At 53.2% G+C, this 14,494-nt stretch carries 12 protein-coding genes and 1 pseudogene; 8 read left to right on the top strand and 5 right to left on the bottom strand.

The features are described from left to right. Positions 1-61: 61 nt before the first annotated feature. Positions 62-802, bottom strand: coding sequence for an HTH-type transcriptional regulator MlrA (mlrA, locus tag AAHF05_RS14815; RefSeq protein ID WP_108090788.1), 741 nt, complete (start codon positions 800-802; stop codon positions 62-64). Between the two features lie 217 nt (positions 803-1,019). Here mlrA and AAHF05_RS14810 point away from each other — a divergent pair, with 217 nt between their 5' ends. Genes AAHF05_RS14810 through AAHF05_RS14800 form a run of 3 tightly spaced genes read left to right on the top strand, consistent with a single transcriptional unit; the run spans position 1,020 to position 3,935 of the window. Beyond that, positions 1,020-2,705, top strand: a complete 1,686-nt coding sequence (locus AAHF05_RS14810) for a sensor histidine kinase (protein ID WP_108090787.1) — start codon at positions 1,020-1,022, stop codon at positions 2,703-2,705. Beyond that, positions 2,699-3,418 (top strand): two-component system response regulator BtsR, encoded by a 720-nt coding sequence (btsR, locus tag AAHF05_RS14805; protein WP_024908144.1) that lies wholly within the window; start codon positions 2,699-2,701, stop codon positions 3,416-3,418. The genes AAHF05_RS14810 and btsR overlap by 7 nt, the downstream gene beginning before the upstream one ends. Positions 3,419-3,464: 46 nt before the next feature. Next, the gene (locus tag AAHF05_RS14800; protein ID WP_028016328.1) at positions 3,465-3,935 is read left to right on the top strand and encodes a DUF1456 family protein; all 471 of its coding nucleotides are present in this window, start codon (positions 3,465-3,467) and stop codon (positions 3,933-3,935) included. A gap of 31 nt (positions 3,936-3,966) precedes the next feature. Here the strand turns inward: AAHF05_RS14800 and metG are convergent, their stop codons facing one another. Then, positions 3,967-6,000, bottom strand: coding sequence for a methionine--tRNA ligase (gene metG, locus AAHF05_RS14795; protein WP_129324313.1), 2,034 nt, complete (start codon positions 5,998-6,000; stop codon positions 3,967-3,969). A 137-nt stretch (positions 6,001-6,137) separates the two neighbouring features. Here metG and apbC point away from each other — a divergent pair, with 137 nt between their 5' ends. Then, positions 6,138-7,247, top strand: a complete 1,110-nt coding sequence (gene apbC, locus AAHF05_RS14790) for an iron-sulfur cluster carrier protein ApbC (protein ID WP_129324314.1) — start codon at positions 6,138-6,140, stop codon at positions 7,245-7,247. Between the two features lie 93 nt (positions 7,248-7,340). On the opposite strand, the gene AAHF05_RS14785 is transcribed toward apbC, so the two are convergent. Both AAHF05_RS14785 and AAHF05_RS14780 read right to left on the bottom strand, forming a co-directional pair. Further along, entirely contained in the window at positions 7,341-7,820 is a 480-nt protein-coding gene (locus AAHF05_RS14785) for a GNAT family N-acetyltransferase (RefSeq protein ID WP_129324315.1), read from the bottom strand. Beyond that, positions 7,771-8,103, bottom strand: coding sequence for an RcnB family protein (locus tag AAHF05_RS14780; RefSeq protein ID WP_128347454.1), 333 nt, complete (start codon positions 8,101-8,103; stop codon positions 7,771-7,773). Before AAHF05_RS14780 ends, AAHF05_RS14785 begins: the two co-directional genes overlap by 50 nt. Positions 8,104-8,575: 472 nt before the next feature. Between AAHF05_RS14780 and AAHF05_RS14775 the strand changes: the two genes are divergently transcribed. The 4 genes and pseudogenes from AAHF05_RS14775 to AAHF05_RS14760 all read left to right on the top strand — a co-directional run bounded on the left by AAHF05_RS14775 (position 8,576) and on the right by AAHF05_RS14760 (position 12,977). Beyond that, positions 8,576-9,715, top strand: a complete 1,140-nt coding sequence (locus AAHF05_RS14775) for a polysaccharide export protein (RefSeq protein WP_129324316.1) — start codon at positions 8,576-8,578, stop codon at positions 9,713-9,715. Further along, positions 9,715-10,164 (top strand): protein tyrosine phosphatase, encoded by a 450-nt coding sequence (locus AAHF05_RS14770; protein WP_108090785.1) that lies wholly within the window; start codon positions 9,715-9,717, stop codon positions 10,162-10,164. The genes AAHF05_RS14775 and AAHF05_RS14770 overlap by 1 nt, the downstream gene beginning before the upstream one ends. After that, a pseudogene (gene etk / locus AAHF05_RS14765) lies at positions 10,164-12,361 on the top strand (tyrosine-protein kinase). The gene AAHF05_RS14770 and the pseudogene etk overlap by 1 nt, the downstream one beginning before the upstream one ends. Positions 12,362-12,461: 100 nt before the next feature. Next, positions 12,462-12,977, top strand: coding sequence for a protein disulfide oxidoreductase (locus tag AAHF05_RS14760; RefSeq protein ID WP_129324317.1), 516 nt, complete (start codon positions 12,462-12,464; stop codon positions 12,975-12,977). A gap of 36 nt (positions 12,978-13,013) precedes the next feature. Here AAHF05_RS14760 and AAHF05_RS14755 read toward each other — a convergent pair whose 3' ends face one another. Next, positions 13,014-14,480: an aspartate aminotransferase family protein gene (locus AAHF05_RS14755; protein WP_028016337.1), complete on the bottom strand. Its 1,467-nt coding sequence runs from the start codon at positions 14,478-14,480 to the stop codon at positions 13,014-13,016. Positions 14,481-14,494 lie beyond the last annotated feature (14 nt).

The following is a 14,494-nucleotide window of genomic DNA, read 5'->3' as shown; positions in this document are numbered from 1 at the left end:
CCTGTTGTTAACGGAACAATTATACGGTGAAGCGCAGCTGTTAATGAACCATTAAATGCCGTTACTGTTCATCCGGGCCAAGTGAGTAAACCGGGTAACCATGTTCACGCCATTCCGTCAGCAGCTGTTGCTGCGAGGCGGATGGCACTTCGCCACACCAGACCAGCAGAGTCTGACCATCGAAAAATTCGGGCCGCAGCTGTGCCAGCGAATGCGCAAGGACATCCACGCGCCAGCCCTTTTGCGTTGCAATCCAGGCTTCCAGCCACAGGCGGGTGGTATCGTGCACGTTCCATCCGACCACCAGCGCATCTTTCCCGGCCTTGCTCTTCGCGGAGGCAAGACAGACGGCAATGTAGTTGATAAGCACACCATCGAGCATACTGAGCAGCGCCTGCAGGGTGGACTGTTGGCACTGCAGACGACGGCGAAGCGGTATGAAAAGATGCGTGATCAGCGTTTGTGCCGGATAATCGCGCCCTTGCTCTTTTATCCATGCGCGCAGGCGCTGCAGGTTGCCTGCCTGCAGAAGTCTTAGCAGGGTTTCCTGTTGTTCGCGCCAGAGGTGCTGTGTGTCAGGATCGTCCTGGCAAAGCAGAGACTTTACTTTGCCAACCTGCACACCGTTGTCGATCCAGCTTTTAATCTCACGGATCCGGTCGATATCGGCATCGTTGAAAAGGCGATGTCCGCCATCCGTTCTTTGCGGTTTCAGTAATCCATACCGCCGTTGCCACGCCCGTAGGGTAACGGGATTGATATCACAAAGGAGTGCTACTTCACCTATTGTGTAAAGCGCCATATTCGCCCCCTGGCTCACGCTTCCCCAGAATAAATGTAGACCCACTTTGCCGAACCAGGAAGGATTGATTGATTTTTGAACAAAAAATGCGAAGCATGCGCAATGTTCGGAAAAAGATGTGATTGCGAACACGATTTCGCGCTTTTTTGGGGTGCTTCAAAGAAAGTTCCCCCTTATCAGTGTATGTTACGCGTTTTTAGCGTGTGCGGTTTTGAGTATGTACGAGTTTAATCTGGTGCTGCTGTTGCTTCAGCAGATGTGCGTGTTCCTTGTCATCGCCTGGCTGATGAGCAAAACGCGCCTGTTTATTCCGCTGATGCAAGTCACCGTCCGTCTGCCGCACAAATTTCTCTGCTACGTCGTATTTTCCATATTCTGCATTATGGGGACCTGGTTTGGTCTTCATATCGAAGACTCTATTGCCAATACGCGCGCTATCGGCGCGGTGATGGGCGGACTGTTGGGCGGTCCCGTCGTCGGGGGTCTTGTCGGTTTAACGGGGGGCCTGCATCGCTATTCCATGGGCGGGATGACGGCACTCAGTTGCATGATTTCCACGATCGTAGAAGGGCTGCTCGGTGGCCTGGTGCATAGCTATCTGATCAAACGTGGCCGTCCGGATAAAGTCTTCAGCCCACTGACCGCAGGTGCGATTACCTTTGTCGCCGAAATGGCGCAGATGGCGATCATTTTGCTGATTGCCCGCCCGTTTGAGGATGCGCTGCACCTGGTCAGCAGCATTGCCGCCCCGATGATGGTGACCAACACCGTGGGGGCGGCGCTGTTTATGCGTATTTTGCTCGATAAACGTGCCATGTTTGAGAAGTACACCTCGGCGTTTTCCGCAACCGCGCTGAAGGTTGCCGCTTCGACGGAAGGGATCCTGCGCCAGGGCTTTAACGAAGAAAACAGCATGAAGGTTGCGCTGGTTCTCTATAAAGAGCTGGATATCGGTGCCGTGGCGATAACAGACCGTGAGCGGCTGCTGGCCTTTACCGGTACCGGGGACGATCACCATTTGCCTGGTAAACCCATCTCCTCAGCCTATACGCTGCGCGCCATTGAAACTGGCGAAGTGGTTTATGCCGACGGTAACGAAGTGCCTTATCGCTGTTCGCTGCATCCGCAGTGCAAACTGGGTTCTACGCTGGTCATTCCGTTGCGCGGAGAAAACCAGAGAGTGATGGGTACCATCAAACTGTATGAAGCGAAAAATCGCCTGTTCAGTTCCATCAACCGCACGCTGGGGGAGGGGATCGCCCAATTGCTTTCCGCACAGATCCTGGCCGGGCAGTATGAGCGCCAGAAGGCGTTGCTGACCCAGTCAGAGATAAAACTCCTGCATGCTCAGGTGAACCCGCACTTCCTGTTTAATGCTCTCAATACGCTCAAAGCGGTCATTCGGCGCGACAGCGATCAGGCCGCGCAGCTGGTGCAGTTTCTGTCGACCTTTTTCCGTAAGAACCTGAAGCGTCCTTCTGAGATCGTGACCCTGGCCGATGAGATTGAGCACGTTAATGCTTATCTACAGATTGAGCAGGCACGTTTCCAGTCGCGCCTGCAGGTGTCGCTCTCCGTCCCGGATGAGCTGTCCCATCAACATCTTCCTGCTTTTACCCTGCAGCCTATTGTAGAAAATGCCATCAAACACGGTACCTCACAGCTTCTGGGTATCGGGGAGGTCACTATTTCCGCCAGCCGTTTTAATCATCATCTGGTGCTCGATATCGAAGATAACGCCGGGCTTTACCAGCCTTCCGCTACAGGGGGTTTAGGGATGAGTCTGGTAGATAAACGTCTGCGTGCACATTTTGGCGATGACTGCGGCATCACCGTCGCCTGTGAGCCCGATCGATTTACCCGAATTACCGTACGACTGCCGCTGGAGGAAAACGCATGTTAAGAGTGCTGATTGTGGATGACGAGCCGCTGGCACGGGAAAACCTGCGCGTTCTGCTGCAGGAGCAGCCTGATATTGAGATTGTGGGTGAGTGTGCGAACGCCATTGAGGCTATCGGTGCTGTCCACAAACTGCGCCCGGACGTACTGTTCCTCGACATTCAGATGCCCCGAATCAGCGGGCTGGAGATGGTCGGGATGCTCGATCCGGAGCATCGTCCCTACATCGTGTTTTTAACCGCATTCGACGAATATGCCGTTAAAGCCTTTGAGGAACATGCGTTTGATTATTTACTCAAGCCAATTGAAGAGAAGCGGCTGGAAAAGACCCTGACCCGATTACGCCAGGAGCGTACCGTTCAGGATGTCACGCTGTTGCCCGAGAACCAGCAGCCGCTGAAGTTTATCCCCTGCACCGGACACAGCCGGATTTATCTTTTGCAGATGGATGATGTGGCATTTGTCAGCAGCCGCCTGAGCGGCGTATTTGTCACCAGTGCGGAAGGAAATGAAGGGTTTACCGAGTTGACCTTGCGGACGCTGGAGAGCCGCACGCCGCTCATTCGCTGCCATCGCCAGTATCTGGTCAATATGGCGCACCTGAAAGAGATCCGCCTGGAAGACAACGGTCAGGCAGAGCTGGTGCTGCGCGCCGGGCAAACGGTGCCGGTTAGCCGTCGCTACCTGAAGAGTTTGAAAGAGGCGATTGGCCTGTAAAGCTGGTACACTGCGCGCCATTGCATCATCGACATTCGAAGGCTCTATGCTCAGTAACGATATTCTCCGTAGCTTGCGCTACACCCTGAAAGCGAATAATAACGACATGGTGCGCATTCTTGCGCTCTCCGACATGGAGTCCACGTCGGCCGGTTTCGATACCTGGATGACCAAAGAAGACGAAGAGGGCTTTGTCCGCTGCCCGGACATTATTCTGTCTGGCTTCCTGAACGGCCTGATCTATGACAAGCGCGGTAAAGATGAGTCTGCGCCAGAGCTGGCGCTGGAGCGTCGCGTAAACAACAATACGGTGCTGAAAAAGCTGCGTATTGCGTTTTCACTGAAGACTGACGATATCCTGGCGATCATGACCGAGCAGAAATTCCGCGTCTCGATGCCAGAGATCACCGCCATGATGCGTGCCCCGGACCATAAGAACTATCGCGAGTGCGGAGACCAGTTTATGCGCTATTTCTTGCGCGGGCTGACGAATCGCATACACAGCGCGAAGCCATAAAAAAAGCCGGAGATTATCTCCGGCTTTTTTGTTATTTCACCTGCTGACCAGGCTTCGCGCCTTCGTCAGGACTTAACAGGAAGATATCTTTCCCGCCAGGGCCTGCGGCCATCACCATGCCTTCAGAAATACCAAAGCGCATTTTGCGTGGTGCCAGGTTAGCCACCATGACCGTCTGGCGGCCAATCAGCACCTGTGGGTCTGGATACGCAGAACGAATACCCGAGAAGACATTACGTTTCTCGCCGCCCAGATCCAGCGTCAGACGCAGCAGTTTATCGGAGCCATCCACAAACTCCGCGTTTTCAATCAGCGCCACGCGCAGGTCAACTTTCGCGAAATCATCAAAGGTGATGGTGTCCTGAATCGGATCGTCAGCCAGCGGGCCGGTAACCGGCGCAGCAGCGGCTTTCACCTCTTCTTTCGAAGCTTCAACCAGCGCTTCAACCTGCTTCATCTCGATGCGGTTGTACAGCGCTTTAAAGGTGTTCACCTTGTGGCCGAGCAGCGGCTGAGCAATCGCATCCCAGGTCAGTTCAGTGTTCAGGAACGCTTCTGCACGTGTAGCAAGCTGTGGCAGAACCGGCTTCAGGTACGTCATCAGTACGCGGAACAGGTTGATCCCCATGGAGCAGATAGCCTGCAGATCGGCATCACGGCCTTCCTGTTTCGCCACAACCCACGGAGCCTGCTCGTCCACATAGCGGTTAGCCAGGTCTGCCAGTGCCATAATTTCACGCACGGCCTTACCGAACTCACGCGCTTCCCACGCTTCGCCAATGGTGGCTGCGGCATCGGTAAAGGTTTTGTACAGGGCTGGGTCAGCCAGTTCGGCTGCCATCACGCCGTCAAAACGCTTCGCGATAAAGCCCGCGTTACGGGATGCCAGGTTCACCACTTTGTTGACGATGTCGGCGTTCACGCGCTGCACGAAATCTTCCAGGTTCAGGTCGATATCGTCGATGCGGGAAGAGAGCTTCGCGGTGTAGTAGTAGCGCAGGCTGTCCGCATCGAAGTGGTTCAGCCAGGTGCTGGCTTTGATGAACGTCCCGCGGGACTTGGACATCTTCGCGCCGTTTACCGTCACGTAGCCGTGTACGAACAGGTTGGTTGGCTTGCGGAAGTTGCTGCCTTCCAGCATCGCCGGCCAGAACAGGCTGTGGAAGTAAACGATGTCTTTACCGATGAAGTGATACAACTCGGCTGTGGAATCTTTCTTCCAGTATTCGTCGAAGCTGACGGTGTCGCCACGTTTGTCGCACAGGTTCTTGAAGGAGCCCATGTAGCCGATTGGCGCATCCAGCCAGACGTAGAAATATTTACCCGGTGCATTCGGAATTTCGAAACCAAAGTACGGTGCATCGCGGGAGATATCCCACTGCTGCAGACCGGACTCGAACCACTCCTGCATCTTGTTCGCTACCTGCTCCTGCAGCGCGCCGCTGCGGGTCCATGCCTGCAGCATTTCACTGAAGGATGGCAGGTCGAAGAAGAAGTGCTCGGAGTCACGCATCACAGGCGTTGCGCCGGACACCACGGATTTCGGCTCGATAAGCTCGGTCGGGCTGTAGGTCGCGCCGCACACTTCGCAGTTATCGCCGTACTGGTCCGGGGATTTACATTTTGGACAGGTGCCTTTGACGAAACGGTCCGGCAGGAACATGCCTTTTTCCGGATCGTACAGCTGGGAGATGGTGCGGTTTTTGATAAAACCGTTCTCTTTCAGACGCGTGTAGATCAGCTCCGACAGCTCACGGTTTTCGTCGCTGTGCGTGGAGTGATAGTTGTCGTAGCTGATGTCAAAGCCAGCAAAATCAGTCTGATGCTCCTGACTCATTTCGGCAATCATCTGCTCCGGGGAAATCCCCAGTTGCTGAGCTTTCAGCATGATCGGCGTGCCGTGGGCATCGTCCGCACAGATGAAATTAACCTCGTGGCCGCGCATTCGCTGGTAACGGACCCAGACATCAGCCTGGATATGCTCCAGCATGTGGCCGAGGTGGATTGAGCCGTTGGCGTACGGCAGTGCGCACGTTACCAGAATTTTCTTCGCGACTTGAGTCATAGTAGGCATTACTTCTTTTAACTGTGAAAAGGGTTTTTGATATTACCAAAAGGGGCATTATTAAGTAAGCACAAACCACGGCCTTTCAGGTAAACTTGTTCATCTAAGGTCTTATTCACAAGAACAAAGGAGTCGGGATGAGTTCTCAATCCCAGGCCAAATCACCGGAAGCCTTACGAGCAATGGTCGCCGGGACGCTGGCTAACTTTCAGCATCCAACCCTGAAACATAATCTTACGACGCTGAAAGTGTTGCACCACGTCGCCTGGCTGGACGATACCCTGCACATTGAGTTGCAGATGCCGTTCGTCTGGAGCAGCGCATTTGACGCGTTGAAAGAGCAAACCAGCTCTGAACTGCTGCGCATTACCGGTGCAAAAGCGATTGACTGGAAGCTGACCCACAGCATCGCTACCCTGAAGCGGGTGAAAAACCAGCCGGGCGTGAACGGTGTGAAAAATATCATTGCCGTAAGTTCAGGCAAAGGCGGGGTAGGTAAATCCTCCACCGCGGTTAACCTGGCGCTGGCGCTGGCGGCAGAAGGGGCAAAGGTCGGTATTCTGGATGCCGATATCTACGGGCCTTCTATTCCAAACATGCTGGGGGCGGAAAACCAGCGTCCAACCTCGCCGGATGGCACTCACATGGCCCCCATCATGGCTCATGGCCTGGCCACCAACTCCATTGGGTATCTGGTCACCGATGATAACGCCATGGTCTGGCGTGGCCCGATGGCCAGCAAAGCGCTGATGCAGATGCTGCAGGAGACGATGTGGCCGGATCTGGATTATCTGGTGCTGGATATGCCGCCGGGTACCGGTGATATTCAGCTCACGCTGGCGCAGAATATTCCGGTTACGGGAGCGGTTGTGGTGACCACGCCGCAAGATATCGCGCTGATTGACGCCAAAAAAGGCATCGTGATGTTCGAGAAAGTGGAAGTGCCGGTGCTTGGTATTGTTGAAAACATGAGCATGCACATCTGCAGCAACTGCGGTCACCACGAACCAATCTTTGGTACGGGTGGGGCAGAAAAACTGGCCGCGAAATATCACACCCAACTGCTTGGCCAGATGCCGCTGCATATTACTCTTCGTGAGGATCTCGACAGCGGAAAACCGACGGTCGTCAGCCGTCCGGACAGCGAATTTGCTGAGATGTATCGCCAGCTGGCGGGGCGCGTTGCAGCGCAGCTCTACTGGCAGGGTGAAGTGATACCGGGTGATATCGCGTTCCGCGCGGTGTAAGTTCCCAGCTCCGAATTGCCGGGTGGCGGCTTCGCCTTACCCGGCCTACGGAATACGGTTTTGTAGGTCAGGTAAGCGTAGCGCCACCTGACTTTACCCAAGCCGGTAATGCATCAGATAGTACTCTCCGTCCGGAGAAATTCCCTTCGACTCAATGTGCCAGCCGTGTCGCTGGTAAAACGCAACAGCCCGCGAATTCTTCTTCAGACACTTAAGCGAACCTGTGCTGGTAAACGTTTTCTGCACCTGCCCCAGGAGCAAGTGTCCGACTCCAAGGCTCTGATACTGCGGGTCAACAAACAGGTTGTGCAGGAAATTATCGTTCGTCCAGACTGAAGCAAAACCCAGGCGATGACCGTTCTGAACGGCGACCCAAATTACTTCGTCACGGGTTGCTGCATCAAAGTCTTCAAGCTGCCACTGTGAATTGTCCAACCACGGCCAGGCTTCACGCCGGGCGTGGAGGTAGAGCGTGCGCAGGAAAGGGCGATCGCTCTCCTGCCACGGGCGAATCAGGATCGAATCAGCGGTGATAGAAGATATCTCCGTTATAGGCTTTGTAGATTTTGCCATCAGTATCACCGATCAGGACGTAATTCTCGCCCATATAGGTCCAGTGTGTACCGGCATCCGGTGCCGGGAGGTTACGCAACTGGTACTGTTTGATGGTGTACTCGGGCGTTTGATACTGCGCAGGTGCGGTGTCGCCAATTTTGAACTTCGTGAAATCAGCGATGAACTCTTGTTCTTCATAAGCTTTGATGCCGCCAGACGCTGACGCTGTTTGCGGGGCTGCTGAAGCCGCACTCGCAAGAGACATTATTACACCCAGAAGTAGCCATGTACGCTTAGCCATTTTTTCTCCAGTTATATCGTTACTGATACTCTCAGCCTGCTGTAGTGATGACGATGTGGCAGACAGCCTATTTTAAGTATCCCAGCAGACCCTGTTAGAAAAAAAATGTAACAAAAGTGGACGATTTTGTGTAGATCAAATGGTTAATACCATTTTGCTTATGAATGATATTTCCTAAGAGTAATTCAGTGCAGAAATGTGTTTTTTAATTAATTCTGAAAGTATAAATTTACTCTAAGTTTGTGATCTGAAAGACATGCGTTTTTTTTAAAGGCAAATTAAACTTATAAAAGCGGAACGGTTTAATTTTTAATTCAACCTCCTTCCGTTTATTAAGTTAATCCAGCGCATCATTAGATGATGTGTTTTTTTTATTTAACTGCATGAAAAACAGAGCGTTGATGGGTTCAGTAATTCTTTCTGAATTTTCTGTTATACGTTTGTTGTGCTCATGAATCATAAATTAATTTTAATGAAAAACACAACTACACTATTTGTAATATTCTTAGCGATAAGTCAGTTGACTGGCTGTGTATTTTCTCCCGGGCAAGCATTAAGCTCATCAGGGAAAAATATCATCACGACGGGTGATGAATATAATAATGTTGATAAGCGTGTGGATCTTTATCCACTTACCCCTTCCCTGATTGAAAAATTGCGTCCCGCCGTCGTGAAATCTCAGCCAAATCCTAAGCTGGATGAGCAGCTCAGAAACTGGGAATACCGCATTGGAGCAGGTGATGTTTTAACCGTTACCGTTTGGGATCACCCTGAACTGACAACACCGGCTGGGCAATATCGAAGTGCCAGTGATGCCGGTAACTGGGTGAACGCGGATGGTACCCTCTTTTATCCCTATGTCGGAAAAGTCACTGTGGCGGGAAAAACGGTCTCTGAAGTGAGGGAGGAGATCGCCACACGACTGGAGAGCGTTATCGAAAGCCCGCAGGTGGATGTCAGCGTGGCGGCCTTCCGCTCGCAAAAAGCTTATGTCACTGGCGAAGTCGCCAAATCTGGCCAGCAGGCTATCACCAATATTCCAATGACGGTTATGGATGCCGTCAACGCGGCGGGTGGGCTTTCTGCTGACGCTGACTGGCGCAATGTGGTTCTCACTCACGAGGGGAAAGATTCGCACCTCTCTCTGTACGCGCTGATGCAGCGCGGCGACCTGACGCAAAATAAGCTGCTCTACCCGGGCGATATTCTTTTTGTTCCACGCAATGACGCACTGAAAGTCTTTGTGATGGGGGAAGTGATTAAGCAGAGCACGCTGAAGATGGACAGGAGTGGGATGACCCTTGCCGAAGCGCTGAGCAATGCGGGCGGGTTGAACCAGGACATGGCCGATGCGACGGGTATTTTTGTCATTCGCTCCATTGCTAAAGGCAACAATGCGGGAAAAATCGCCAACATTTATCAGCTTAATGCGCAGGATGCCTCTGCGATGGTGTTGGGCACCGAATTCCAGCTTGAACCCTACGACATTGTTTATGTCACCACGGCTCCGCTGTCGCGCTGGAATCGCGTCATTACTCAGCTCGTGCCGACCATCAGCGGTGTTCATGATCTGACCGAAACGGTCCGTTACATCAGATCGTGGCCGCAATAATGTTCGATTCCATCTTAGTGGTTTGCACCGGCAATATTTGTCGCTCACCGATTGGAGAGCAGTTGTTACGCCAGTTGCTACCGGGAAAACAGATCACCTCGGCAGGCATATTTGGGCTGGAAGGAAGCCCGGCGGATATCCACGCTCAGGACGTGGCCGGGCGACATGGGCTCTCGCTCGGTGAACATCGCGCGCGCAAATTAACTCCGCAGATCATGCGGGAATCGGATCTTATTCTGGTTATGGAACCTGCTCATCTTCGCTTTATCTCTGCCATGGCCCCGGAAATTCGCGGCAAATCTCTGCTCTTTGGGCAATGGCTGGAGCCGCAGGACATCCCCGATCCCTATCGTAAAAGCCGTGAAGCATTCGACTATGTTTTCGGACTGCTGGGCAAAGCCAGCCAGGAATGGGCTCATCGATTGAGTCAACAAGGAATGAAGCGTTAATGTCGTCTTACACAACAGGCAGTTACGGTGCCACAACACCGGAAAATCATGAAATTGATCTCATTCGTCTACTCGGCGAAATGATCGATCATCGTGCAGTCATTTTATCGATGACTGTCATTTTTACCTTGCTGGCAGGCCTGTATGCTTTTTTGGCCACGCCCGTATACCGCGCGGATGCCTTAATTCAGGTGGAAGGAAAGCAGGATAATAGCCTGCTCAAAAATTTAAGACAGTTTGGTAATGAGATGTCTCCCGATGTGGAACCAGAAATACTCCTGCTTAAATCACGCATGATCCTGGGCGCTACCGTTGATGAATTAGGTTTAACGCAGCACGTGACGTGGCGTACTTTCCCTGTCGTAGGGCAGTTGTGGGTGCAGTTGCAGGGCCGTAAGCCAGCGACGATCGCCCTTGGTTGGTTACAACTGCCACTTGTTGATGGAAAACCACGATCCCTTGTGCTCACGGTGCTGGAAAAAGGCGCATACCGGCTGGAAGGCGACAATTTTTATGCTGAGGGTAGGGAGGGAAAACCTTTTGAAAAAGAGGGGATTTCCCTGCTGGTGGCGAAACTGAATGCCCCAACGGGCACGCAATTCACGCTACAAACCTGTTCCCGTCTGGAGGCAATCAATGCGCTGAGCAACCAATTTAGCGTAGTTGAATCGGCAAAACAGAGTGGAGTAATGACGCTCACCCTGACCGGCAGCGATCCTGATCGTATTGCCCATGTGCTCAACCGTATTGCCAACAATTACCTGCAGCAAAATATTGCCCGTCAGGAAGCGCAGGATTCGCGAAGTCTTGCGTTTTTACAGCAGCAGTTACCTAAAATCAGAATCGAGCTCGAGCAGGCCGAAGAGCGGCTGAATCAGTATCGCAAACAGCGTGACTCGGTCGATCTTTCGCTGGAAGCGAAATCGGTTCTTGAACAGATTGTTAATATCGAAAACCAGCTTAACGAGTTGACGTTTCGTGAGGCGGAGATTTCTCAACTCTTCAAGAAAGATCACCCGAATTACCGCGCATTGCATGAAAAACGCCAGACGCTGGTACAGGAGAAAGTTCGCCTGAATCAGCGTGTCTCAGCCATGCCTTCGACTCAACAGGACATTTTGCGCCTCAGTCGGGATGTGGAGTCAGGTCGGACAATCTACCTGCAGCTACTCACACGTCAGCAAGAGTTGAACATCTCACGTTCCAGCGCCATCGGTAACGTGCGAATTATCGACAGCGCGGTGACGCAACCTGATCCTGTTAAACCGCGAAAGCCGCTGATTATTGTTTTTGGTGCCCTGCTGGGGTTGATATTCTCAATGGGGCTGGTGCTGGTTCGCATTGCGCTCAGACGTGGTCTCAACACCGCCGAGCAGCTTGAAGGGCTGGGAGTTCAGGTGATGGCTACCTTGCCGCGTTCGATGTGGCTGTGGAAAAAAACGCACCTGCACAGGAAAAGAGTATTTGGCTCGCGCTGGAGTCACAAGATTACCGATGTGCCTTTCCTGCCTGTTGACCGGCCAGCAGATATTTTTGTTGAGGCTGTGCGGGGGTTGCGTACCAGCTTGCATTTCACGCTGCAGGATGCCGCTAACCGGATCGTCATGATTTCTGGCCCGACGCAGGACTGCGGAAAAACGCTGGTCAGCACCTCACTGGCAGCGATTGAGGCACAGGCCGGGCTCAGGGTGTTATTCATTGACGCGGATATGCGTGAGGGATATGTCCATAACGTATTCGGTTTAAAAAACCACACCGGACTTTCCGGGGTGCTTGACGGAAAATGTGCGTGTCAGGAGGCGATTCAGCGCTATGAAAAAGGCAATATTGATGTGCTGACCTGTGGGCCGGTTCCATCGCAACCTTCAGAACTGCTGATGAGCGATCGCTTCAGAGTGTTAATGACGTGGGCAGATGAACATTATGACCTTGTGATCCTTGATACCCCGCCGGTGCTGGCTGTTACCGATGCCGCAGTGGCAGTCAGGGTGGCTGCAACTTCATTGCTGGTTGCTCGCTTTGGCAAGACCAGCCTGAAAGAGATGGAGAACTGCATCAAGCGCCTGCAACAAATGGGGCGTGCATAAAAGGGACCGTGCTGAACGACGTGGTGAAGTCAGCTGCTCTGTATTACCACTCAGGCTATGGTCAATACGAATATGGCCATAGCACGACACGGCAACCGCGCAAGGATTAAAGTTTTACCAGCGTGGCAAAGCGGTACACTCGCGACACTTCTTTACAGCGAAACGACGCATAGCTCGCTAAGATGACCTTCGTTAACTCTCGAGGTCATAATGGAAAACCGCAAATTCAGCAAACTGCGCCGCTGGGCGCGGGAAGGGATCATACTCGTTCTGCTGGCGCTGGCCGTGATGTGGGGTGTGGATCAGTACCGCAAGCCGACATTACCTGCCACGTTTAGTGCAACTCCGATGCAGGGGATTGATGGCACGATGCACGACATTGCGGCGCTCAGTCAGGACCGGCCGCTACTGATTTACGTCTGGGCCACCTGGTGCAGCATCTGCCGTTATACCACGCCTGCAGTCAATAAGCTGGCAGAAGAGGGTGGCAATGTGGTGAGTATTGCCATGCGTTCCGGTGATGACGCAAAGCTTGCGCGCTGGGTTGAAAAGAAACAGCTGAAAATGCCGGTGATAAATGATGAAAACGGTGCGCTGTCGCAGGCATGGCAGGTGAGCGTAACGCCGACGCTGGTCATTGTGTCGAAGGGGGACGTTGTCAGCACGACTACGGGGTGGACGAGTTACTGGGGATTAAAAGCCAGAATGTGGTGGGCAGGGGTATAAAAATAACCCCTCTTCTTGCGGAAGAGGGGTTTTGTATTACTTCGCCAGAACTTCCTGAGCGGTGCGCTCAACCAGAGACAGCAGGATTTTAATATCTTCCAGCGTCACGGTTGGGTTCAACAGCGTCAGCTTCAGGCAAGTGACACCGTTATGCTCAGTCACGCCGACGTTTGCACGGCCGGATTCCAGCAGCGCATCACCAATTTTCTGGTTCAGCAGGGCGATACCCGCTTCATCGGTCTGCACCTGTCCGCGGAAGCGGAACAGTACGCTTGCCAGCTGCGGTTGCATAACCAGTTCCAGAGCAGGCTGCTCTTGCACATAAGCCGCAACCTGCTGTGCCAGCGTCACGCCGTGATCGATGATCGCTGCGTATTGCTCCTGACCCAGCGCTTCCAGGCTCATCCACAGCTTCAGCGCGTCGAAACGGCGCGTGGTCTGCAGCGATTTGGACACCAGGTTAGGCACGCCTGCTTCTTCGTCGAACTCAGAGTTCAGGTAAGCCGCCTGATAGCGCATCAGTTCATAGTGGCGTGCTTCTTTCAGCAGGAAAGCACCGCAGCTGATGGTCTGGAAGAACTGCTTGTGGAAGTCCAGAGTAACGGAATCCACCAGTTCAATGCCGTCCAGGTAGTGACGATACTGCTCAGACATCAGCAGCGCGCCGCCCCATGCCGCATCAACGTGTACCCAGATATTCTGCTTCGCCGCCAGCTCAGCAATAGCACGCAGAGGGTCAATAGCACCGGCATCGGTGGTCCCTGCTGTCGCGACAATCGCCAGGATCTGTTCGCCATTCGCGTTGCACTGTTCGATTTTCGCCGCCAGATCGGTCAGATCCATGCGCGAGAATTCGTCCGTTTTCACCTGCACCACGGACTGGTAGCCCAGACCCATCAGCGCCATGTTTTTCTGCACGGAGAAGTGCGCGTTTTCTGAGCACAGTACGCGGATCTTACGCAGATCGCCCGTCAGGCCGTCCTGCTGAACGGAGTGGCCCTGACGCGCAAAGAACGCATCACGAGCCAGCATCAGACCCATCAGGTTGCTCTGGGTGCCACCGCTGGTGAAGACACCTGCGTCGCCAGCCTGATAACCCACGCGGGTACGCAGCCATTCGATCAGTTTGATCTCAATGATGGTTGCGGACGGGCTTTGATCCCAGGAGTCCATACTCTGGTTAGTGGCGTTGATCAGCACTTCTGCCGCCTGGCTTACGACCAGGCTTGGGCAGTGCAGGTGCGCCACACACTGTGGGTGATGAACGGACAAACTGTCTTTCAGGAAGAACTCCACGGCGCGTTCAATTGCCGCTTCGTTGCCCAGCCCTTTCGGGTTGAAATCCAGCTTAATACGGTCGCGCAGTTCCGCGACCGTTTTGCCCTGGTACATCTCAGGCTGTTTCAGCCACTGCATCACGGCCTGAGTGCTTTGTTCAATCGCCTGCTGGTAAGCTTCAATGCTCTGTGCAGAGGAGAACAAAATTGGGTTTGAATCTGACATCGTGTTCAACTACT

This window comes from Enterobacter adelaidei, assembly GCF_041937165.1.
Taxonomy (GTDB): Bacteria; Pseudomonadota; Gammaproteobacteria; order Enterobacterales; family Enterobacteriaceae; genus Enterobacter; species Enterobacter adelaidei.
This window is presented reverse-complemented; position numbering and strand designations above follow the sequence as displayed.